The sequence below is a fragment of the Rhodococcus sp. NPDC060086 genome (assembly GCF_042730275.1).
Classification (GTDB): Bacteria; Actinomycetota; Actinomycetes; order Mycobacteriales; family Mycobacteriaceae; genus Rhodococcus.
This window is the reverse complement of the sequence record NZ_JBHWWZ010000013.1, coordinates 88,837-108,256: the sequence shown is the minus strand read 5'-3', so window position 1 is coordinate 108,256 and position 19,420 is coordinate 88,837. Positions and strand designations below refer to the sequence as shown.

The 19,420-nt window shown below is 66.9% G+C and carries 18 protein-coding genes; 10 read left to right on the top strand and 8 right to left on the bottom strand.

What is annotated here, in order from left to right; genetic code table 11:
- Nucleotides 1-55: 55 nt before the first annotated feature.
- Together ACFWB0_RS10850 and ACFWB0_RS10845 are read right to left on the bottom strand one after the other, a co-directional pair.
- A complete protein-coding gene (locus ACFWB0_RS10850) occupies nucleotides 56-325 on the bottom strand; it encodes a hypothetical protein (RefSeq protein ID WP_378490448.1) in 270 nt (89 codons plus the stop codon).
- Between the two features lie 68 nt (nucleotides 326-393).
- The gene (locus ACFWB0_RS10845; RefSeq protein WP_378490447.1) at nucleotides 394-1,362 is read right to left on the bottom strand and encodes a helix-turn-helix transcriptional regulator; all 969 of its coding nucleotides are present in this window, start codon (nucleotides 1,360-1,362) and stop codon (nucleotides 394-396) included.
- An 86-nt stretch (nucleotides 1,363-1,448) separates the two neighbouring features.
- Between ACFWB0_RS10845 and ACFWB0_RS10840 the strand changes: the two genes are divergently transcribed.
- The 4 genes from ACFWB0_RS10840 (at nucleotide 1,449) to ACFWB0_RS10825 (ending at nucleotide 6,496) form a co-directional block, all read left to right on the top strand.
- On the top strand, nucleotides 1,449-2,375 hold the full coding sequence (locus ACFWB0_RS10840; protein ID WP_378490446.1) for a 4-(cytidine 5'-diphospho)-2-C-methyl-D-erythritol kinase: 927 nt from the start codon (nucleotides 1,449-1,451) through the stop codon (nucleotides 2,373-2,375).
- 49 nt (nucleotides 2,376-2,424) lie between these two features.
- Nucleotides 2,425-4,212: an ABC-F family ATP-binding cassette domain-containing protein gene (locus ACFWB0_RS10835; protein ID WP_378490445.1), complete on the top strand. Its 1,788-nt coding sequence runs from the start codon at nucleotides 2,425-2,427 to the stop codon at nucleotides 4,210-4,212.
- Between the two features lie 170 nt (nucleotides 4,213-4,382).
- Nucleotides 4,383-4,820: a DUF6069 family protein gene (locus ACFWB0_RS10830; RefSeq protein WP_378490444.1), complete on the top strand. Its 438-nt coding sequence runs from the start codon at nucleotides 4,383-4,385 to the stop codon at nucleotides 4,818-4,820.
- A 359-nt stretch (nucleotides 4,821-5,179) separates the two neighbouring features.
- On the top strand, nucleotides 5,180-6,496 hold the full coding sequence (locus tag ACFWB0_RS10825; protein ID WP_378490443.1) for a hypothetical protein: 1,317 nt from the start codon (nucleotides 5,180-5,182) through the stop codon (nucleotides 6,494-6,496).
- Here ACFWB0_RS10825 and ACFWB0_RS10820 read toward each other — a convergent pair.
- Entirely contained in the window at nucleotides 6,466-8,001 is a 1,536-nt protein-coding gene (locus tag ACFWB0_RS10820; RefSeq protein WP_378490442.1) for an acetyl-CoA acetyltransferase, read from the bottom strand. The genes ACFWB0_RS10825 and ACFWB0_RS10820 overlap by 31 nt on opposite strands.
- A gap of 94 nt (nucleotides 8,002-8,095) precedes the next feature.
- Here ACFWB0_RS10820 and ACFWB0_RS10815 point away from each other — a divergent pair, with 94 nt between their 5' ends.
- The 4 genes from ACFWB0_RS10815 (at nucleotide 8,096) to ACFWB0_RS10800 (ending at nucleotide 10,912) form a co-directional block, all read left to right on the top strand.
- Nucleotides 8,096-8,755, top strand: coding sequence for a TetR/AcrR family transcriptional regulator (locus ACFWB0_RS10815; RefSeq protein WP_378490441.1), 660 nt, complete (start codon nucleotides 8,096-8,098; stop codon nucleotides 8,753-8,755).
- A gap of 82 nt (nucleotides 8,756-8,837) precedes the next feature.
- A complete protein-coding gene (locus ACFWB0_RS10810) occupies nucleotides 8,838-9,338 on the top strand; it encodes a nuclear transport factor 2 family protein (RefSeq protein WP_378490440.1) in 501 nt (166 codons plus the stop codon).
- A 41-nt stretch (nucleotides 9,339-9,379) separates the two neighbouring features.
- On the top strand, nucleotides 9,380-9,811 hold the full coding sequence (locus tag ACFWB0_RS10805; RefSeq protein ID WP_378490439.1) for a VOC family protein: 432 nt from the start codon (nucleotides 9,380-9,382) through the stop codon (nucleotides 9,809-9,811).
- A 63-nt stretch (nucleotides 9,812-9,874) separates the two neighbouring features.
- Nucleotides 9,875-10,912, top strand: coding sequence for an enoyl-CoA hydratase/isomerase family protein (locus ACFWB0_RS10800; RefSeq protein WP_378490438.1), 1,038 nt, complete (start codon nucleotides 9,875-9,877; stop codon nucleotides 10,910-10,912).
- Between the two features lie 23 nt (nucleotides 10,913-10,935).
- Here ACFWB0_RS10800 and ACFWB0_RS10795 read toward each other — a convergent pair whose 3' ends face one another.
- Both ACFWB0_RS10795 and ACFWB0_RS10790 read right to left on the bottom strand, forming a co-directional pair.
- Entirely contained in the window at nucleotides 10,936-11,571 is a 636-nt protein-coding gene (locus tag ACFWB0_RS10795; RefSeq protein WP_378490437.1) for a hypothetical protein, read from the bottom strand.
- A gap of 105 nt (nucleotides 11,572-11,676) precedes the next feature.
- Complete coding sequence (locus ACFWB0_RS10790; protein WP_378490436.1) at nucleotides 11,677-13,380, bottom strand: peptide chain release factor 3; 1,704 nt, start codon at nucleotides 13,378-13,380, stop codon at nucleotides 11,677-11,679.
- 205 nt (nucleotides 13,381-13,585) lie between these two features.
- Here ACFWB0_RS10790 and ACFWB0_RS10785 point away from each other — a divergent pair, with 205 nt between their 5' ends.
- Nucleotides 13,586-15,217 carry a fatty acyl-AMP ligase gene (locus ACFWB0_RS10785; RefSeq protein WP_378490435.1) on the top strand — a complete coding sequence of 544 codons (1,632 nt, stop codon included), beginning with the start codon at nucleotides 13,586-13,588 and terminating at the stop codon, nucleotides 15,215-15,217.
- A gap of 61 nt (nucleotides 15,218-15,278) precedes the next feature.
- On the opposite strand, the gene pth is transcribed toward ACFWB0_RS10785, so the two are convergent.
- From pth to ACFWB0_RS10770, 3 genes are all read right to left on the bottom strand, one after another.
- A complete protein-coding gene (gene pth / locus ACFWB0_RS10780) occupies nucleotides 15,279-15,851 on the bottom strand; it encodes an aminoacyl-tRNA hydrolase (protein WP_378490434.1) in 573 nt (190 codons plus the stop codon).
- 148 nt (nucleotides 15,852-15,999) lie between these two features.
- The gene (locus tag ACFWB0_RS10775) at nucleotides 16,000-16,599 is read right to left on the bottom strand and encodes a 50S ribosomal protein L25/general stress protein Ctc (RefSeq protein WP_378490433.1); all 600 of its coding nucleotides are present in this window, start codon (nucleotides 16,597-16,599) and stop codon (nucleotides 16,000-16,002) included.
- A 208-nt stretch (nucleotides 16,600-16,807) separates the two neighbouring features.
- Nucleotides 16,808-18,037, bottom strand: a complete 1,230-nt coding sequence (locus ACFWB0_RS10770; RefSeq protein WP_378490432.1) for an aminotransferase class V-fold PLP-dependent enzyme — start codon at nucleotides 18,035-18,037, stop codon at nucleotides 16,808-16,810.
- A gap of 154 nt (nucleotides 18,038-18,191) precedes the next feature.
- On the opposite strand from ACFWB0_RS10770, the gene egtA reads away from it, so the two are divergent.
- Nucleotides 18,192-19,418 carry an ergothioneine biosynthesis glutamate--cysteine ligase EgtA gene (egtA, locus tag ACFWB0_RS10765; protein ID WP_378490454.1) on the top strand — a complete coding sequence of 409 codons (1,227 nt, stop codon included), beginning with the start codon at nucleotides 18,192-18,194 and terminating at the stop codon, nucleotides 19,416-19,418.
- Nucleotides 19,419-19,420: the final 2 nt, after the last annotated feature.

Sequence of the window (19,420 nt, the reverse complement as noted above, 5' to 3'; positions counted from 1 at the left end):
GGCACCCGAATCGGGTGCCGGCCCTGCCGTGTTGTGTGTCGAGAATCGAACTGCGTCAACCGATGACGGCGCCGTGCCCGACGATGCCGACGTCCGACGAGCCGGTGGACGAACCTGTCCCGTCGGCCGAGCCGGTGGCGATCCCAGCGGATCCTGTCGGCGGATTCACGCAGTCGACCAGGTTCAGCGACCGCAGCACGAGATCGCCCATGGAGCACACGCGAGGTGCAGGTGCCGGCTCTGCCGACGCTGTGCCTGCCGTACCCAGGGCAGCTGCCAGCGCGAGCGCGCCGACTGCGACGGTGCTACGCAGAACTCGTCTCATGTATTTCCTCCAGATCTGACGCCGGTGATGTGATGACGGCGATCGATCGAGCATAGATGCGGCGGGTGTCATGCGCGCGAGTACCTGTCGGCGAGAAACCGGAACCGTTCGCTCTGCGTCCGGCAGGCGTCTCGCAGGCCGGAAGGCTCGAGCACCGTGAAGTCCACGTCGAAAGCGACCAGCCACTCGGCGATCGAATCGAGCGACCTGCCGCCGAGCACGATCGCGCAGGTCCCGGCATCGACCTGCTCGAGACTTCCCCAGCGGTCCTCGACCATCGGGGCGACCGATTCGAACGGTGCGTGCAGCAGCACCTTTGCGGTCACCGCTGCCGTGCCACGTGCGATACCGCGCGAGACGAACTCCGCAGCACCGCCGGGCGGAAGCTCACGCGGAGCGAAGCGCGGACCGGTGGGAATCTTCGGCTCCATGCGGTCCACTCGGAACGAGCGCCAATCGTCGCGGGAGAGGTCCCATGCGACGAGATACCAGCGCAGTCCCGCCCGAACCACCCGGTGCGGCTCCACTTCCCGGCGTGACGACGTGCCGTCGTGTGTGCGGTAGTCGAAGCGCAGGCGCTCGTGGTTGTGGCACACGGTCGTCACGGCTGCGAGCAGTTCCGCATCGACCGCGGAGGCGACCGGGCCGTTGTCTACGACCTCGACGTTCAGGGCCTCGAGTCGATGCTGCAACCGTGAGGGCATCACCTGCCGCAGTTTCGCGAGTGCGCGTGTCTCGGCGTCGCCGATGCCGGTGACAGCGTCGGCGGTGCCGGAACGCAACGCGAGTGCGACGGCCACGACCTCGTCGTCGTCGAGCAGCAGCGGTGGCATCTCGGCGCCCGCACCCAGCCGGTACCCTCCACCGACCCCGACGTTCGCATCGACGGGATACCCGAGGTCACGGAGCTTCTCGACGTCGCGTCGCACGGTGCGGGTGGTGATCTGCAGGCGCTCTGCGAGCTCGGAGCCGGACCACTCCCGCCGCATCTGCAGAAGCGACAGGAGCCGCAGCAATCGGGCGGAGGTTTCGCGCATGATCCGACTGTGCCACGGATAACGGACAGTTTCCGTCCTCGATTGCGGTCGTGTCACTACCCGAAGCACGGGTAAGCTGTGTATTCGTGCTTTCCGTCGTTCCCGGCTCCGTCACCGTGCGGGCTCCATCCAAGGTCAACCTGTACCTCGCGGTCGGCGACCTACGTCCCGACGGCTACCACGACCTGCGCACCGTGTTCCAAGCGCTGTCGCTGCACGACGAGGTGACCGTCGCCCCCGCCGACACCCTCCGCGTCGAGGTCCGTGGCCCCGATGCGGCGTCGGTCCCCACCGATTCGTCGAATCTCGTCTGGCGCGCCGCGGAGATGATCGCCGAACGCGCCGGACGCACACCCGACGTCGAGATCACCATCGACAAAGGCATCCCCGTGGCCGGTGGCATGGCCGGCGGCAGCGCCGACGCCGCCGCGACCCTCGTCGCGCTCGACGCACTGTGGGGTCTTCGCAGCAGCCGGGACGATCTCGACGAGATCGCCGCCCGACTCGGCAGCGACGTGAACTTCTGCCTGCACGGCAACACCGCCCTCGGGACCGGACGCGGCGAACAACTCGTGCCCGTCCTCTCGCGCGGCACCTTCCACTGGGTGCTCGCGATCGCGAAGGACGGCCTGTCCACACCCGTCGTCTTCCGTGAACTCGACCGACTGCGCGTGATCGGCGACCCTCAGCGGATCGGCGACCCCGACGAGTTGCTGCACGCGCTCGGTGCCGGCGACCCCCGTGCGCTCGCTCCGCTGCTCGGCAACGATCTGCAATCGGCCGCCCTGTCGTTGAATCCGGCGCTGCGCCGCACCCTGCGGGCGGGGATCGAAGCGGGAGCTCTCGCCGGCATCGTGTCCGGTTCCGGGCCCACCTGCGCGTTCCTCGTCGACGATCAACGCGCCGCGGTCGAAGTGAGTGCCGAACTCGCAGGTGCCGGGGTGTGCCGCACCGTGCGAATCGCGTCGGGTCCGGTACCGGGCGCGCGCGTCGTCGATCCTGCTAGACCCTGACATCCAGTTCCCGTATACCGATACACAATTCCGGAAGGCTCTGCACCACGTGGCGAATCTGATCAACCTCGAACAGGTCTCGAAATCCTTCGGCATCAAGCCGTTGCTCGACTCCGTGTCGCTCGGGGTGGAAGAGGGCGAACGCATCGGCGTGGTCGGCCTCAACGGCGGCGGCAAGACCACCATGCTCGAGGTGCTCGCCGGCCTCGAGGAACCGGACTCCGGTCGAGTCAGCCGCGTGGGCGGCCTGCGCATGGCGGTGGTGACCCAACGCGGTGTGCTCCCCGAAGGCTCGACGGTCGGCGACGTGGTGCTCGGCCCGCTCGGTGTGGCCGAACACGAGTGGGCGGGCGATGCGCGCATCCGTTCGGTTCTCGCCGGGATCGGCATCGACAAGCTCGGTCTCGACGCCGTCGTCGACGGATTGTCCGGCGGCGAACGGCGACGTGTCGCGCTGGCGGCCGCGCTCGTGCAGGAACTCGACGTGCTCGTGCTCGACGAGCCCACCAACCACCTCGACGTCGAGGGCGTGCAGTGGCTGGCCGAGCACCTGCTGTCGCGGCGCAGCGCGCTCGTCGTCGTGACTCACGATCGGTGGTTCCTCGACACCGTCGCGACCCGCACATGGGAGGTCGTCGGCGGCAAGGTCGAGTCGTACGAGGGCGGCTACAACGACTGGATCTTCGCGCGGGCCGAGCGTTCCCGTCAGGCCGACGCCATGGAAGAGCGGCGACAGAACCTGGCACGCAAGGAACTGGCGTGGCTGCGGCGCGGTGCTCCCGCGCGCACGTCCAAGCCCAAGTACCGCATCGAGGCTGCGGAAGCGCTCATCGCCAACGTGCCGCCGCCGCGCGATTCGGTGGCGCTCGCATCGTTCGCGAAGCGCCGGCTGGGTCGCATCGTCATCGAACTCGAGGACGCCACCCTCGCCACTCCGGACGGCCGCGAACTCGTCCACGACCTGACGTGGCGCCTCGGGCCGGGGGAGCGGATCGGCCTCGTCGGAGTCAACGGGTCCGGGAAGACGACGTTGTTGCGCACCCTCGCCGGTGAGCGCCAACCCGCGTCCGGCAAGCGCATCGAGGGGCAGACGGTCGAGATCGGCTGGCTACGGCAGGAACTCGACGACCTGCCCACCGACATGCGGGTGCTCGACGCGGTCAAGGATGTGGCCGAGCGAATCATGCTGGGCGACAAAGAGGTATCGGCGGGTCAGCTCGCCGAACGGCTCGGGTTCACCCCGGCCCGTCAGCGCACCCCCATCGGCGACCTGTCCGGTGGTGAACGCCGTCGCCTGCAGTTGACGCGCGTGCTCATGGCGGAGCCGAACGTGCTGCTGCTCGACGAGCCCACCAACGACCTCGACATCGACACCCTGCAGCAACTCGAAGATCTTCTCGACAACTTCGCCGGAACCCTGGTGGTCATCAGCCACGACCGGTACCTGATCGAACGCATCTGTGATTCGACGTGGGCGTTGTTCGGCGACGGCAAGCTCACCAACCTGCCCGGCGGCATCGAGGAATACCTGCGACGACGCGCAGCGATGGGCGACGGCGGGGTGCCGTCGGTGGCGTCCCAGGTGTCGAAGGGGGCGCAGGGGTCCGCACCGAAGCGGGACGGCGCCGCAGAGCGCGCCGCGCGCAAGGAGCTCTCACGTCTCGAGCGGGCGATCGTCAAGCTCGACCAGCGTGAGTCGAAGCTGCATGTGCAACTGGCCGACGCGGCAACCGATCCCGATCGACTGCAGAAGCTCGACGCCGAGCTGCGTGAGGTGGTTGCGGACAAGGAAGCCGCCGAGGAGCAGTGGATGGAGCTCGCCGACTCGCTGGACTAGCCGGCGAAAGGTTTCCACACCCTGTGCGGGTTTCCGTTGGTTCACGACCCACGGGAACCCGTACAGGGCAAGGAAAGTTTCCGGGTCCATGATTTTTCCTCTTGACCTCGAGTCAACTCGAGGTTGCAGGCTGGGCGCAGTCAGTTGAACACGCCCATGAGGAGAGAAACATGTCTGTCACCCGAACATCTTCTGTTTCATCGACGTCCGTGTGGTCGCGCGAGTACGGGCGACCCACGATCGTCGTCGCCTCGGTCCTCTCAGCGCTGATCGCCAATCTCGTGCTCTGGTCGGCCGGTCTGCTGGCCGGTGGATCGTTCGAGTACACCGATGCCGGGGCGGTCGTGAGCGTCGCGCCGGGCGGCGTGGTGCTCATGACCGTCGTCCCGCTCACGGTTGGGCTCACCGTCGCCGCCCTGCTGAGTCTGTGGTGGAACCCGATCGTGCGGATCGCCCAGGTGGTGGGTGCGCTCCTGCCGCTCGCGACGATCCAAGGGACGCTCAGTGCGGACTTCGACGGCCCGAGCACCGTCACTCTCGTACTGATGCACGTCGTCGTCGCCGTGGTGGTCGTGCTCGGGCTCGAGAAGATGCGTGACCGCACTTAGTGGTGTCATCGATTGAACCGAGCGGAATATCCGCTGTCGATTCGCCGGAATCGGCAGCGGATATCCCGGTGAAATGCAAACAGAATTGCAGGGCGACCGCGACCCGACCGTCGAAGCAACGAGCAGATACCAGGCGCGCATGGGCGCAGCTTCTGCACACCCGGTGCACGACAGGGTTTTTGCGTATTCGGTGCAGGTCGAAGTTCGTAGGGGCGTCTTCGGTGAAGGCCGCACAGCTCGAGCTGTCGGCAGGGCGCTCGGTGTGGTCAAGATCGACATAAACCCTAGCGCAAACCGGTTGGTTAGGTATTCTTCATAAAACTCATCGCGTTCGGTCGGGGTTTATTTCAGAGGAGATTATGGCTACCTCAGCATCTGCTCGGCCACCCGGCGATCCCATCGAATCCCTGACTCGTCCCGGAACATATGTGGCAAACGACCGCTACAGATTGCTCGAACGTCACATCGCAGCAGGGAATCTGCAATTCTGGCGTGGACACGACACGGTGATCGATCGTGACGTGGCGCTCACCGTCGTTCCTGTTCCGGCCCGGTGGGGGGATCGGCGGACAAGGTTCTTCGAGTTGTTGTGTATCCGAACCGCATCGGCGGCGTACGGGCATGCAGGGGCTGCGGCCCGAGTATTCGACATCGTCGACGCGGACTCGTTCTGCCTGGTGGTCGCCGAATGGACGCCGGGGCGGAGCATCGTCGACGCCGTTGGACGCCGGCCGGCACCGGCCATGATTGCGGCGATGACGGCAGACCTCGTCGAGATGGTCTGCACGGCACACCACCTTTCGGCGATTCCGTGCCTGGACGATCCCGGCCGCATCCGCGTCGACGTCGATGGCAAGGCGGTAATGGCATTTCCCGCAACGCTTCCCGATTGGGGCAAAGCGGACGATGTTGTAGGGCTGGGCGCGCTCGTCCGAACTCTGCTCGGCCACGATGTCGGCCGGATCGGTGAGCACGCTCTCCGGCTTGTTGCCGACGACGCAGTGTCTGGGCGTATCGCCACGGCAGCAGCCTTCGCAGACCGCGTAGCGGAGGAGCTGCCCCCGACCGGAGCCACGACCGATTCCGCGACTCTCGGTGCTCTGTCCGACAGTGCTGAGGCTGCGAGCGACGGCGGTTCGTCCTGGAGTCCGGGCAGTGACCTCGCAGGCCCGGCGCCGTCGCCACATCGCACCTCGGCCGGGCCGCGTCCGGTGCTGACCGGAGCAGCAGTATTTCTGCTGTTCCTCGGTTCCTTCGTGGGTTTGGGGTGGACCGCGGGAAATGCCCTCTGGGACGTGGACTCCGGATTGATGGCCACGGTGTCGCTTCCGTCGTTACCGTCGAGTGACGACCGGACGGGTGCCGCTGCGCCTCCGAGTCGGTCGACTTTTCGTCCACCGGGCCCGATCCTGGTGGTCGGCTCAGGTCTCGGTGTAGGGCCGTGGGAGCGGGGCGGCATCCAGGTCTTCGCAGTCGAAGACGTGGTCGATCGATCACAGCAACTGGCCGGACATCTCGTGCGGCTGCAGTCCGCTGTTCCTGCGGCCGTGGCCTTACCTCTTCGATCCGATGACGGCGTCGACGCAGAAGTGCACGGCATGGACCGTCGCGCGGTATCGGATCTCGATATCGTGCGCCCTCGGGTTCAGCCGGGGGTCTCGTCCTCCGGGTGGTGATGACTCGCCGCGGCGGTAGTCGAGGCGAGTGTCAGACTGCCGCCGCGGTCGACGACGTGCACGCTGGTGCCGATGATGTCGGTCCCCGCAGCGAGGATTTGTGCGCCGACCGCGTCGGTATGACCCGACACGCGTCGCCCGTCCGGGGTCACACCGATGAGGAATCCGATCGACGGAATGCCATCTCGGCCGAATTCCGCGGTGGCCGTGATGATCTCGACCTCGCCCGAATAGTCGACTGCGGTCTCCGTCGCGGACGCGGGCATCGGTACCGGTTCCGGATCGCCGATGTACCCGTCGGTGTGCGGTGCGCATCCGAGCACCACGACATGCTGGTAGGTGAGGTATCCGCCGTTGCCGTGTACCAGCGCAAGCTCGCCGTCGGTGCGCAGGCGACGCGCGACCGCGACGATCGAATGCAGTGTGTAACTGTTGAGCGGGCCACCGAAGAACGAGTGGCCACCGGTGGCCGACGGGACGGTGTCGCGCGGAAGCCCGAGATGCTCGACGAGCAGTTTGGGTACCACAGGGAAGCAGCTGTAGGCATCGATGATGTCGAAGTCGGTTGCGCGGAGGTCGGCGCGGTCGAGGGTGCGCCGGAGGGCGTCGGCGAGTGCGGCGGAGTGGCCGAAATCGGCACGGGCGAGAATGTCTGCCGGTTCGGTCGCGCCCGCGCCGCCCCACACGTAGAGCAGGTGATCGTCGGCGACGCCGAGTTCGCGTGCGGTCGCAAGTGAGGTGACGACGACGGCCGCGGCCTGGTCGACGAACGGCATCGCATTCATCAGCAGGGGATACGGATCGGTCACCGCGCGGTTCTTCGGTCCGACGGTGCGGATGGCCTCAGCGGTGCGCAGATCCGGATTCCACGAGGCGGGATTGTCCGCCGCGAGCGCGGAAAAAGCGCCGTAGAGCTGCGCGGACCACTCGATCGACTTCTCGCGGGAGTGCCCGAGCCGGTGGCTGAACCGGTTCTCGAACAGCGGATACACGCGGGTGGGGGCCACCATCGCGGCGCGCTGCATCGCGGCGCTGCCCAGATCGTCCGGATCGAATGCCGGGGGACCGCCGGGGGCGGTGACCCAGCCGAGTGCGGTCGGGTCGGTCCCGGCCTTGAGGGCGCCCGTGACCGAGGCCTGCGACTCGCCGCCGACGAGCAGTGCGACGGAGCTGATTCCGGCCGCGATGTCGTGTGCGATGCGGTCGAGCAGGGCTGCCGGCCAGTGGCCGCCGATCGGGGTCGTCGAGGTGTGCTCGGGTGTGGCACCGATACGTTCGGCGAGCAGTCCGGGTAGGTCGTCGTACGACCAGCTCGCTGTCTTCACCGCGCGGACGGTATCGACGCGGGAGGCGAGTTCGTCGGCTGCGCCGGTGTCGGCCAGCGCGGCGCGTGTGGCCTCGACGATGAGGTCGAGTGGTTCTCGCGGATCGGCGGGCGAGCCGGCGCGTCCGGAGCGCAGGTCGCCGACACCGATGATGACGGGTGTCCGTGCCGGATCTGTCATGGCTGCCTCCGGGTGGTCGGGGAGTGGCACCCCGGAGCGTAATACGGACTGATTCAGTCTGTATATACGGGGTGCGGTCTGGCACACTCGTGACGTGACCGACGCCGCCGCTCCCCGTCGTCGCGGCCGCCCCCGCGACGCCGACCTCGAGGACCGGGTCTTCGATGCAGTACTCGAGGTCTACGCCGAGACCAGCTGGCGCGGATTCACTCTCGACGCCGTGGGACGCCGGGCCCGCGTCGGCCGCGCAGCACTGTACCGGAGATGGGACACCAAGGACGATCTCCTCGTCCAGGCCCTCGAAGCCCGCAGCCCGCTACCCGAACCGATCGACACCGGAGCACTGCACTCCGATCTCACCGAGCTCGCACGACAACTCCTGCACGGGTATCGCACACCGTCAGGCCTGGTCAGCTTGCGCGTGGCGCTCGACTCGCGGGTCAATCCCGAACTGCTCGCCCGCTTGACCGAGACGCTCAACCGCAGTCGGGTCCTCGCAGCGCGCACCATCGTGCATCGGGCTGTCGAGCGCGGCGAACTCGACGCGGGCACCTCGGTCACGCTGCTGCTCGAGATCGTGACCGGCGCGGTGCTCAGTCACGCGCTGTTCGGGCTCTCGGAGCCCGCGCCGGGCGACGACGATGCCTATGCAGACCTCATCGTCGACGTGGTTCTCGGCGCGCTGCAAAATCCCGCGCCGGGGTTCGATCCGAAACACCGGGACCGGTCCGTGACCGAACTGCAATCCAGTTGATCGGCGGGTCTTCGAATCGGACGTCGCCCGACCGTCATCCGGGCTAGCCTGGCAACAGGTACACGGTGACGGGAGATCAGCGATGGATCTGGAGGCGATGGAGCAGATTGCGCAGGTCAAGTATCGCTACGCGCGAACTCTCGACACGAAGAACTGGGCAGAACTCTCCGACACCCTCGTTCCCGAGGCAACGGCCGTGTACGGAGAACATCTCAGTTTCGAATCCCGAGACGTCTTCATCAACTTCCTCGAGAATACGCTCGGACTCCATATGGTCACAGAGCATCACTGCAGTCACCCCGAGATCCGGATCGAGGAGAACGGCCGAAGCGCAACGGGCACCTGGCTGCTCGCCGATACTGTGATCGTTCCGGAAGACGGCATGATCCTGCGCGGATCGGCGTACTACCACGACCGGTACGTCCGCTGCGACGACGGTGCCTGGCGGATCACGCACACCGGATACGAACGCAACTGGGAGACGGTCGTCTCCCTGGCAGATATGCCGTCGTTCCGGTTGAGCAGCAACCGCTGGACGCTGCTTCAGCAGCCACCAGCGCGTCCTGAACCGCGGGCGTCCTGAACCGCACCACAGTGATGTGACGTCCGAAAGGAGAGATATCCATGGCGACTCCCGACACGGTGTTTCCTCCCGGCGGCGCGATCCCGTATCTCACGGTGGGGCGCGGGCGCGACGCAATCGACTGGTACACAAGCGCGTTCGGTGCGACTCTGCAGGGCGAGCCGATCTTCATGGACGACGGCAGGCTCGGCCACGCCGAACTGGGCTTCCCGACGGGCATGGTGTACCTCGCGGAAGAATTCCCGGAGATGGGCCTTACTGCACCGGCCGGGGGCGTCACATCTGTGAGCCTGATGCTCCCGGTCGCCGACACCGACACCGTCCTCGAACGCGCCCGTGCTGCCGGAGGTCGGGTCGAACGGTGGATCTCGGAGAACCACGGTCACCGCAACGCCACGTTGATCGACCCGTTCGGGCATCGGTGGATGCTCGTCGGCCCGATCACCGGCGACCCGGCGACCGGCGAACCGTAGAATTCCACCGACCCGCGCGCGCACCTCACGCTCGAGTCGCGCACGACCGGTAGGCTCCGGCCCGTGAAAGAGTCGTTCATCCGCACACACGTCGCCAACGGGGTCGGCGAGGTGCAACTCGACCGGCCCGAAGCGCTCAACGCGCTCGAGGGGTCGATGATCCGAGACATGCACGCTGCACTGTTGCAGTGGCGTGACGACCCCGCCGTGACGGCGGTGCTCGTCACGAGCCTCTCCGACCGGGCTTTCTGCGCGGGTGGAGACATCAAACCCGCCCGCGACGCGGTGTTGGCAGGCGACTTCGACACGGTGCGCGCGTCCTTCGCGGCCGAATATCGGCTCGACGAACTCGTGGCCACCTACCCGAAGCCGTATCTCGCGGTCCTCGACGGCGTCACCCTGGGCGGTGGACTCGGGATCTCGGTGCACGGTGCCGTGCGGGTCGTGACGGAGAAGGCGTCGTTCGCGATGCCCGAGACCGCGATCGGGTTCATCCCCGATGTCGGGTCGAGCCACTTCCTTCCCCGCCTGCGCGGCACCGCTGTGCGGTGCGACGCGGTCGGGATGTACCTGGCGGTGACGGGAACTCGCATCGGAGCCGGTGATGCTCTGGCGGTGGGCCTCGCCACCCATTTCGTTCCCAGCGACCGCGTCGACGACCTTGCCGAGCGCATCCGCGCGGGTCACTGGCAGGATGCGCTCGACGAATTCGTCGTGCCTGCACCGGAATCCGAACTCGAACAGCGCTTCGCCGACATCGAGACCGTGTTCGGAGACGGCACGATCGACGACATGCTGAACCGGCTCACGAATGCCGACTCCGAAATCGATGCCGAGTGGGCCGATCGGACGCGCGCGGCGGTGCGTGCACTGTCGCCGACCAGCGTGTGCGCCACCGTCGACCTGATGCGGCGCGGTGCCGAGAGCACCCTCGACGAATGCCTCGCTCGCGAACTCGAGGTGGCCGTGCGGATCAGCGCGGAACCCGACTTCGCAGAAGGCGTGCGCGCCGTGCTCGTCGACAAGGACCGCTCACCGCGATGGTCGCCATCGCAGGTCGAGGAGATCGACCCGGCGACCATCGCCGCACTGTTCGCCTGAGCGGGGTCGGCGTCCCGAGTGGCTCAGCGAGTGAAGCGATGCGGTGACTGCAGGTCGACCACGATCGACTGACCACCGAGCTTCGCGTGGATCTCGGGCTTCTCGAGACCACCGGCCACGAGGTACTCACCGAGGAGCTGGAGCAGTTCGTCGTTGTCGATGGTCGGGTCGATTCCGTGGGATGACCGCGAACCGAGCTCGCCGTGGGCCAGACGCGCAGCGATCCGCACCGACGCGACACCCATCGAGTTGCGGCGTGAGGGCACGCCGGACGCCGAGGCGGTGCCGAGCGTGCTCGCCGAGGCGGTGCCGACCGTACCCGAGGTATCGGTCGTCGAGCCGTTGGTGCTGGTCGTGCTGCCGTTGGTGCTGGTGCTCGTCACCGAGGACGTCCCTTCGTTCGTGGTTCCGGCGGCCACCCCGCCGGCCGGGTTGCGGTCGATCGCGTGCACACCCGAGGGGTCTTCCACGGTGAGCACAGTCATCGGTGTACTACTCGGGAGCGGTGTGCTCGGCAGCGGGTAGACGAAGGTGCCCGACCTCTTCGGACCCTTCGACCGGCCACCGGACCCGGACTGTCGGGTCTCGTTGGTGCTGGTCTCGGTCTCCCCGCTCTTCGGCAGTTCTTCCGACGGCACGGACGATGCATCGTCGTTCATTGACAAGCTCCTGAAATCACCCGAGCGTGCGTGCTCGACGGCAGCAAAATACCAGCCGAAGGGTGTCCGCGTCACCCCGTATGTCCGGTATCGGCCGTCGGCGGGTCAATCCGTCGCGGCGACCAGGGGCTCGAGAGTGAGATCGGGGAGTTCCTTCTGGATGTACTGCAGCCGCCACTTGTCACTGACGAGCGCGAGCAGCACACCGTCGGACCGCTCGAACACCTCGACGCCACGCTGACGGTTGAGTTCCACGGTCGACTCCGCGTCGGTGCGGCGCGCCAGCGCGTACCCGAGCGGCTCGATCTTCGGGTCGACGTTGTACTCGGCCTTCATCCGCGCCGCGACCACCTCGAACTGCATGGGCCCGACGGCCGCCATCACCGGCGACGCATCGCCACGGATGTCGTTGCGGAGGATCTGCACGACGCCTTCGGAATCGAGCTGGTCGACGGCCTTGCGGAACTGCTTGTACTTCGAGGCGCTCTCGGCCCGCAGGATCGCGAAGTGCTCGGGCGCGAACGACGGAATGGGCGGGAACTCGACCTTCTTGTCGACGTACAACGTATGGCCGGGTGCCAGGGCGGTGGCGTTGACCAGGCCGACCACATCGCCGGGGTAGGCGTTCTCGACCGTGGTGCGTTCGCGTCCGAAGACGGTGAGGGCGTACTTCGTCGCGAACGGCTTGCCGGTCTGGGCGTGGGTGACGACCATGCCGCGCTCGAACACACCCGATACGACGCGCATGAAGGCGAGCCGGTCGCGGTGGGCGGTGTCCATCCCGGCCTGGACTTTGAACACCACGGCGCTGAACGGGTCGTCGACTTCGCGGGGCGTGTCGTCGATCGCGAGGCGGCTCCGCGGCGGCGGCGCAAGTGCGACGAGAGTGTCGAGGATCTGCCGGACACCGAAGTTGAGCATGGCGGACGCGAAGATCACCGGCGACGTCTGGCCCGCCAGGAACAGCTCCTGGTCGTGATCCTGCCCGCTCGCCGACAGCAGCTCCGATTCCTCGGCGGCCTCGACCCAGGTGTCGCCCTCGCGTTCGAGCGCGACCTCGGGGGACAGATGCTCCTCGGGGGCGATCTTCGCGCCACCCGCGGTGCGCGTGAACTTGATGTATTCGACGGCTTCGCCCGCATGATCGTCCCGGCCACGTCGCAGGAGACCACGGAAATCGCCCGCGATACCCACCGGCCAGAACAGCGGCGTGGGGGTGAGACCGATGCGCTCCTCGATTTCGTCGAGCAGCTCGAGAGGCGTCTGACCGGGCCGGTCCCATTTGTTGATCACCGTGATCACCGGGATACCGCGGTGGCGGCACACCTGGAACAGCTTCAACGTCTGCGGTTCGAGGCCCTTTGCGGCGTCGATGAGCATCACTGCCGCGTCGACCGCGGTGAGTACCCGGTAGGTGTCCTCCGAGAAGTCGGAGTGACCGGGCGTGTCGACGAGATTGATGACGTTGACGGTGTCGACAGCGGTGACACCGTCTTCCGTCTCCGGGGCCTCGGACGACGCGTAGTTGAACTGCAACGCGGTGGAGCTGACGGAGATACCGCGGGCCTTCTCCATCTCCATCCAGTCGGACACGGTGGACTTGCGGCCCGCCTTGCCGTGCACGGCGCCGGCCTCGGAGATGACCTTCGCGTGCAGTGCGAGGGCCTCGGTGAGAGTGGACTTACCGGCGTCCGGATGGGAGATGACGGCGAACGTGCGCCGTCGCAGCGCCTCGGAACGGACTGCGTTCGACGAAGCGGGCTTCGCGGCGTTGGTGGATTCGCTGGCGGAGGCGGGCGGGGTACTCAACGCGGAAACCTCTCGAAACTTTTTGGTCGGTGTTCTATCGCAGGCAACTTCTCCATGTTACTAGGCGATTCGGTGTCGTTTTCCCTCACATTCGATCACGTTTCTCCGGGGAGGCTTCCGGTTGCCCGATTCCGGGCCACTCTGATTCGTAGGGCCGGGATTTCGGCACGGAAGAGCCCGGCCGCATCGGAGCGAGGAGTGTTTCGTGAGCAGATTCACTGATGAGATGTACGCGACGGGGCGCACGAGTACACGAGGGTTGATCACCGGCGAGCCGGACTCGCCGCGCAGGCAGACCTGGATGCAGATCCACGAGCAGGCGCGCTGCATGGCGGGTTGCCTGGCCGCGGACGGGATCGGACCGGGCGATGCAGTCGCGATCCTCGCTGGGTTCCCGGCCGACATCGCCCCGATCTGCCAGGGCGTATGGATGCGCGGCGGAAGCATCACGATGCTGCACCAGCCGACCCCGCGCACCGATCTCGACAGGTGGACGCGCGACACCGAGACCGTGTTGCACATGATCGGGGCGCGGATCGTGGTGCTCGGCGCGCCGTTCGACATTGCAGAGCCACTGCTGCGTGAGCGGGGGATCGAGGTCGTCGCCGTCGAGCATCTGCGCGCGGGTAATGCGATCGACCCGGTCGAGACCGCGGAATCCGACATTGTGCTGCAGCAGCTGACCTCCGGATCCACAGGATCGCCGAAGGCCGTACAGATCACGCACGAGAACTTCTACGTCAACGGCTACGCGATGTTCGAACGCATCAAGTTCTCGCTCGACGACGACGTCATGATCAGCTGGCTGCCGCTCTTCCACGACATGGGCATGGTCGGTTTCCTCAGCGTCCCGATGCAGATGGGCGGGGAGGTCGTATCGGTGACTCCGCTCGACTTCCTTCGGGCACCGATGTTGTGGGCGGATCTCATCACGAAGTATCGCGGAACTGTGACGGCTGCACCGAATTTCGCGTACTCGTTGCTGGCGCGCAAGCTGGCGCAGGCCGAGGACGGTGCGGTGGACCTGTCGTCGGTCAAGTGGATGTGGAACGGCGCAGAACCCGTCGACCCCGACACCATGGATGCGCTCGCGGAGGCGGGAACCCGTTTCGGGCTCGACCCCATGGCGCTGGCCCCCGTCTACGGGATGGCGGAGACGACGTTGGCGGTGTCGGTACCCGATCCCGGTCACGGGCAGGTGCTCGACGTCGTCGATCCGGATCTGCTCGAGTCGGGAGGGATGGCCGTGCCGTCGGCCCATTCGAACGCCCGCCGTCTACCGACACTCGGGCACCTCGTCTCCGGCCTCGAAGGCCGGGTCGTGGGTCGCGACGGGCAGGAACTTCCCACCCGCGGGGTCGGGGTCATCCAGCTGCGAGGAAAGGCCGTCACGCACGGATACGTCACGGTCGACGGGCCGGTACCCGCACAGGACAGCGACGGCTGGCTCGACACCGGCGACGTCGGCTACTTCACCGAAGAAGGACTCGTCGTCGTGTGCGGCCGGGTCAAGGACGTCATCATCATGGGCGGACGCAACATCTATCCCACCGATATCGAGCGCGTCGCGTGCGGTGTGGCGGGCGTGCGACCGGGCAATGCCGTCGCGATCCGGCTGGACGCGGGAGACAAGCGGGAGTCGTTCGCTGTGGCGGTGGAGACCAACCTCATCGACGATCTCGACGAAGTGCGCCGCATCGAGCACGACGTCGTGCACGCGGTGTGTGCGGAGGTGGGTGCACGTCCGCGCACGGTTGCGGTGCTCGGGCCGGGCCACATCCCGAAGACGTCGTCGGGCAAGCTGCGGCGCGGAACGTCGGCATCACTGCTCCGCTGATGCGGATCTTCGGTGGATCGGTGTTCGTCCACCGGTCAGAATTCCACCGAGGTGACGGAGGTCAGTGGATCCGGTTCTGAGCGCCTTCGAGACCGAGCTTCAGGAGCAGTTCGACGGCGTCGGCACCTTCCTCGCACAGCACCCCGAGGTCCTTGCGCTCGGTGGAGGAGAACGGCTTCAGCACGAAGTCCGCCGGATCCTGACGACCGGGAGGCCTGCCGATCCCCATGCGCACCCGAAGGTATTCCTTCGTGCCCAGCGCCGATGACGTGGACCGCAGACCGTTGTGCCCGTTCTCGCCGCCGCCCTGCTTGAGACGGATCGTGCCGTAGTCGAGGTCGAGTTCGTCGTGGATCACGATGATGTTCGCGGGCGAGACCGAGAAGAACTTCGCCAGACCTGCGACCGGGCCACCCGACACGTTCATGTAGGTGCGGGGCTTCGCGACGATCACCTGCCGTCCGTCGAGGCGGGCCTGCACGATCTCGGCGTTGCTCTTCTTGTGTGCGCCGAACTTCCCGCCGACCCGGTCGGCCAGCACGTCGGCAACCATGAAGCCGATGTTGTGCCGGGTGGTCTCGTACTTGGGACCGGGGTTTCCCAGGCCCACGACGAGCGCGGTGTCCTCGCTCACGTGCAGGTCCTTCCTCGAACTGTGTGTGGCTGCGTTCTGCTCGGCGTTCTGCTCGGCAGAATGCGCGTACGGCGCGCCACCCCGAAGGATGACGCGCCGCACGAAAGATCTCACTGAGCCCGAAAGGTTCAGGTAGCAGGAGAGAGGCTCAGGCCTCTTCTTCTGCTTCCTCGGTCGTAGCTGCATCGTCGGCGTTCGCCTGTGCAGCGGCCTCGACGATGTTCACGAGCAGCAGTTCGGGATCGTCCTGCAGGGTCGCGCCTGCGGGAAGCTCGACACCACCCGCGAGGATCTGGGTACCGACGGGAGCGCCCTCGATCGACACCGAGATCTCCTCGGGGATGTTGAAGGCGTCGGCCTCGATCTTGATGGTGTTGGCCTCGGTGACGACGAGCGCGCCGGAGCCGGCGATGCCCGTGAGGACGACGGGGACCTCGACGGTGACCTTCTCGCCCTTCTTCACGACGAGCAGGTCGGCATGCTCGATGTTGCGGCGGATCGGGTGCATGGTGACCGACTTGGTGAGCGCGAGCTGCTCGGTGCCCTCGACGTCGAGGGTCAGGACGGCGTTGGTGCCGTGGTTACGCAGGACTGCTGCGAACTCGAGGGCGCCCAGCGACAGGTGCTTGGGATCGGTGCCGTGGCCGTACAGAACGGCGGGGACCTGGCCGGCACGACGGGTACGGCGGGCGGCGCCCTTACCGAACTCGGTGCGGACAGCGGCTACGAGACGGTTCTCGTTGGACATGATGCAACGGCTCCTACGCTAGTGAACTCTCACGGGGTCGGTCTTCTCGGCGAATGCGGGACCGGACACGCACGGCAGTAGGAGCGATTTCCACGCTCTGAGGAGCCGCGGCCGCGTCGATCACGGTAAACCGACGATTTCACGGTTCACCCTCGCCGAGACAACTCGACATACTTTACCGGATCCGAATGCGCAATGCGAACGGGCCTCACTGTGCGAGCGTGCGCACCGCGACGAGGAAGCGATCGACATCGGCGGGGGAGACGAAATAGTGCGGTGAGGCACGCACCACCGCGTCGAGTTTCCGCTGCGACATGTCGAGGAGTGTGGAGCTGCGTGAGCTGACGGTCACGGTGATCGACTGTGCGGCCAGCGCGTCGCGCACGGCCGTCGGCTCCATGCCGTCGACGGTGAACGACACGATCCCGCTGAGTGGGGCACCACGATCGTGCCCGTCGAGTGGGGCACCACGATCGTGCCCGTCGAGTGGGGCACCGCGATCGTGCACGGTGACACCCGGGATCCGTCCGAGCCCGTCGCGGGTGTGCTCGGCTCGGTAGGCGATGGCCTCCACCACGGCGTCGACTCCGAGATCGAGCAGATAGTCGACGGCGGCGCCGAGGCCCAGCCGGGCCGCGACGTCGGCCTCCCACATCTCGAAACGCGACGCGTCGGGAGCGAGCTCGTACGTGTCGGGGGACGTCCACGTCGCACTGTGCAGATCGATCGCGGCAGGCTCGAGGTCGGCGATCAACCGGGGACGCACGTGGAGGAACCCGGTACCCCGAGGACCGCGCAACCATTTGCGACCGGTGCCGGAGAGCGCATCGACGTCCAGTTCGGGCACGCTCACGGGCAACTGTCCCACCGATTGGCACGCGTCGAGCAGCACCAGCGCCCCTACGGCGTGTGCGGCATCGGATACCTCGCGGACCGGATTGACGAGACCGCCGTTCGTCGGTGCATGCACCACGGAGACGAGCTTGACGCGTTCGTCGAGCAGATCGTGCAATGCCTCGAGGTCGATGCGTCCTGTGTCGTCGGAGGGGACGACCTCGACCCGCGCGCCGGTGGCGCGGGCACGTTGCAGCGCCGCGACCGCGTTGGCGGCGTATTCGGCCTGCGACAGCAGAATGCGGTCGCCCGGTTCGAGCGGCACCGCGTAGAAGAACGACGTCCATGCCCTCGATGCGCTGTCGGACAACGCTACGGATGAGGCGTCGACTCCGAACAGCCGTCCGAGGGACGTTTTGACCCCGGCGAGGTCGTCGAGGCGTTCGGCGGCAGCAGCGTATCCGCCGATCTCGGCTTCGCGTCGTAGGTGAGCGACGACCGTGTCGACGACCGGGGTGGGGGGAAGCGACGACCCCGCACTGTCGAGGAACACCCGTTCGAAACACCCGGGAGTGTCGCGGCGGGCCTGCTGCACGTCGAGCATGGAAGTGGGCCTCCCTCTCCTGTCGTCACGATCTCCTGCCGAATCTAGTGTGGTCGATGCGGCGCCGGAGCGTTCTACGGGCGTTGCGCCGATACGCGCGTTAGGCTCGCTCAGTGACCGGGCCCACCGACAGAGGAGGGTGGATCGAGTGGTGATGGCGATGGACGCGGCGATGCCGCGCGCCGACAGGGAACTCGGTCCGCGCGCCTCCGCAGAGGAGTACGTGCGGCGGATGAGCTTCCGATTCGGCCAGCCGCGGCTGATCGGCGCGGAGCTCGAATGGCTGACTTCACGTGCCGACGGAACGGCGTCCAGGCCGGAACTCACGTCGATCGTCGAGGCACTCGGACCTCACGCTCCGAAGGCAGTCGCGCCGTCGTCCTCGGCTCGCCCGCTGCCGTCGGGGAGTTCGGTCAGTCTGGAACCGGGCGGACAGGTGGAGTTGGCGAGCGTGCCCTGCACGTCGGCGCGGCAGACGGTGGATCGTCTGAGTGCCGACGCGAAGATGCTGCGGTCGTTGCTCGCACGCCGCGCGGTGTCGATGCTCGGCAGTGCCACCGACGAAATCCGGCCGCCGCACCGTCTGCTCCGCACGCCGCGGTACTCGGCGATGGAATTGCGATTCGACCGGATCGGCCCTCTCGGGCGTCTGATGATGAACAGCACGGCCGCGGTACAGGTCAGCGTCGACGTGGGAGTCGACGACGCCGAACTCGCTCGTCGCTGGGAGCTGCTCCACGCGATCGGCCCCGCCTTGATCGCGGCGTTCGGGTGTTCGCCTGTGCTGCGAGGTGCTCCGGAAGGGGAGTGGGTGTCGCAGCGGATGCGCACGTGGCTCTCGCTCGATCCCGAGCGCACCGCGATCGTGACCGATCCCCAGAAGTATCCGGCGTGGGCGCTCGACGCCCCGTTGTTGTGTGTCCGATCGGCAGACCAGGAGTGGCACGCGCCACCCGGGGCCTCGTTCGCGGAGTGGCTCGACGGCGATCTCGACGACGAGCTCCGTCGCAGGCCGACTTTCGCCGATCTCGACTATCACCTGACCACGCTGTTTCCGCCCGTGCGTCCGTGCGGTCATCTCGAGGTCCGGTACCTGGACGCGCAGCCGGGCGATCTGTGGCAGGTGCCGATCGCGACCATCGAAGCGCTGCTGAGGAGTTCGGAGGTCATGACGGAGGCGGCGGCGATCGCCCGACCGGTACGTGAGTTGTGGGCCGAGTCGGCGCGACAGGGGTTGGCTGCCGTCGAGTTGCGTGCTGCCGCAGTGGGGTTGTTGTCGTTGGCTGCGGAGTCTTCACCGGATATGAGATTCACTGCGGCGCTCGATGCCGCCGCGACACGCTGTATGCGCGGACAGTCGCCGGGGGTGGCCGAGCGGTGAAG

Bases quoted from the DNA above. Each gene is read 5' to 3' on its own strand.
- ACFWB0_RS10770 (WP_378490432.1), bottom strand. From the start codon at position 18,037: ATGCTCGACGTGCAGCAGGCCCGCCGCGACACTCCCGGGTGTTTCGAA.
- ACFWB0_RS10825 (WP_378490443.1), top strand. From the start codon at position 5,180: ATGGCTACCTCAGCATCTGCTCGGCCACCCGGCGATCCCATCGAATCC.
- ACFWB0_RS10830 (WP_378490444.1), top strand. From the start codon at position 4,383: ATGTCTGTCACCCGAACATCTTCTGTTTCATCGACGTCCGTGTGGTCG.
- ACFWB0_RS10850 (WP_378490448.1), bottom strand. From the start codon at position 325: ATGAGACGAGTTCTGCGTAGCACCGTCGCAGTCGGCGCGCTCGCGCTG.
- ACFWB0_RS10845 (WP_378490447.1), bottom strand. From the start codon at position 1,362: ATGCGCGAAACCTCCGCCCGATTGCTGCGGCTCCTGTCGCTTCTGCAG.
- ACFWB0_RS10820 (WP_378490442.1), bottom strand. From the start codon at position 8,001: ATGACAGATCCGGCACGGACACCCGTCATCATCGGTGTCGGCGACCTG.
- ACFWB0_RS10775 (WP_378490433.1), bottom strand. From the start codon at position 16,599: ATGTCCAACGAGAACCGTCTCGTAGCCGCTGTCCGCACCGAGTTCGGT.
- ACFWB0_RS10805 (WP_378490439.1), top strand. From the start codon at position 9,380: ATGGCGACTCCCGACACGGTGTTTCCTCCCGGCGGCGCGATCCCGTAT.
- ACFWB0_RS10810 (WP_378490440.1), top strand. From the start codon at position 8,838: ATGGATCTGGAGGCGATGGAGCAGATTGCGCAGGTCAAGTATCGCTAC.
- egtA (WP_378490454.1), top strand. From the start codon at position 18,192: ATGGCGATGGACGCGGCGATGCCGCGCGCCGACAGGGAACTCGGTCCG.
- ACFWB0_RS10795 (WP_378490437.1), bottom strand. From the start codon at position 11,571: ATGAACGACGATGCATCGTCCGTGCCGTCGGAAGAACTGCCGAAGAGC.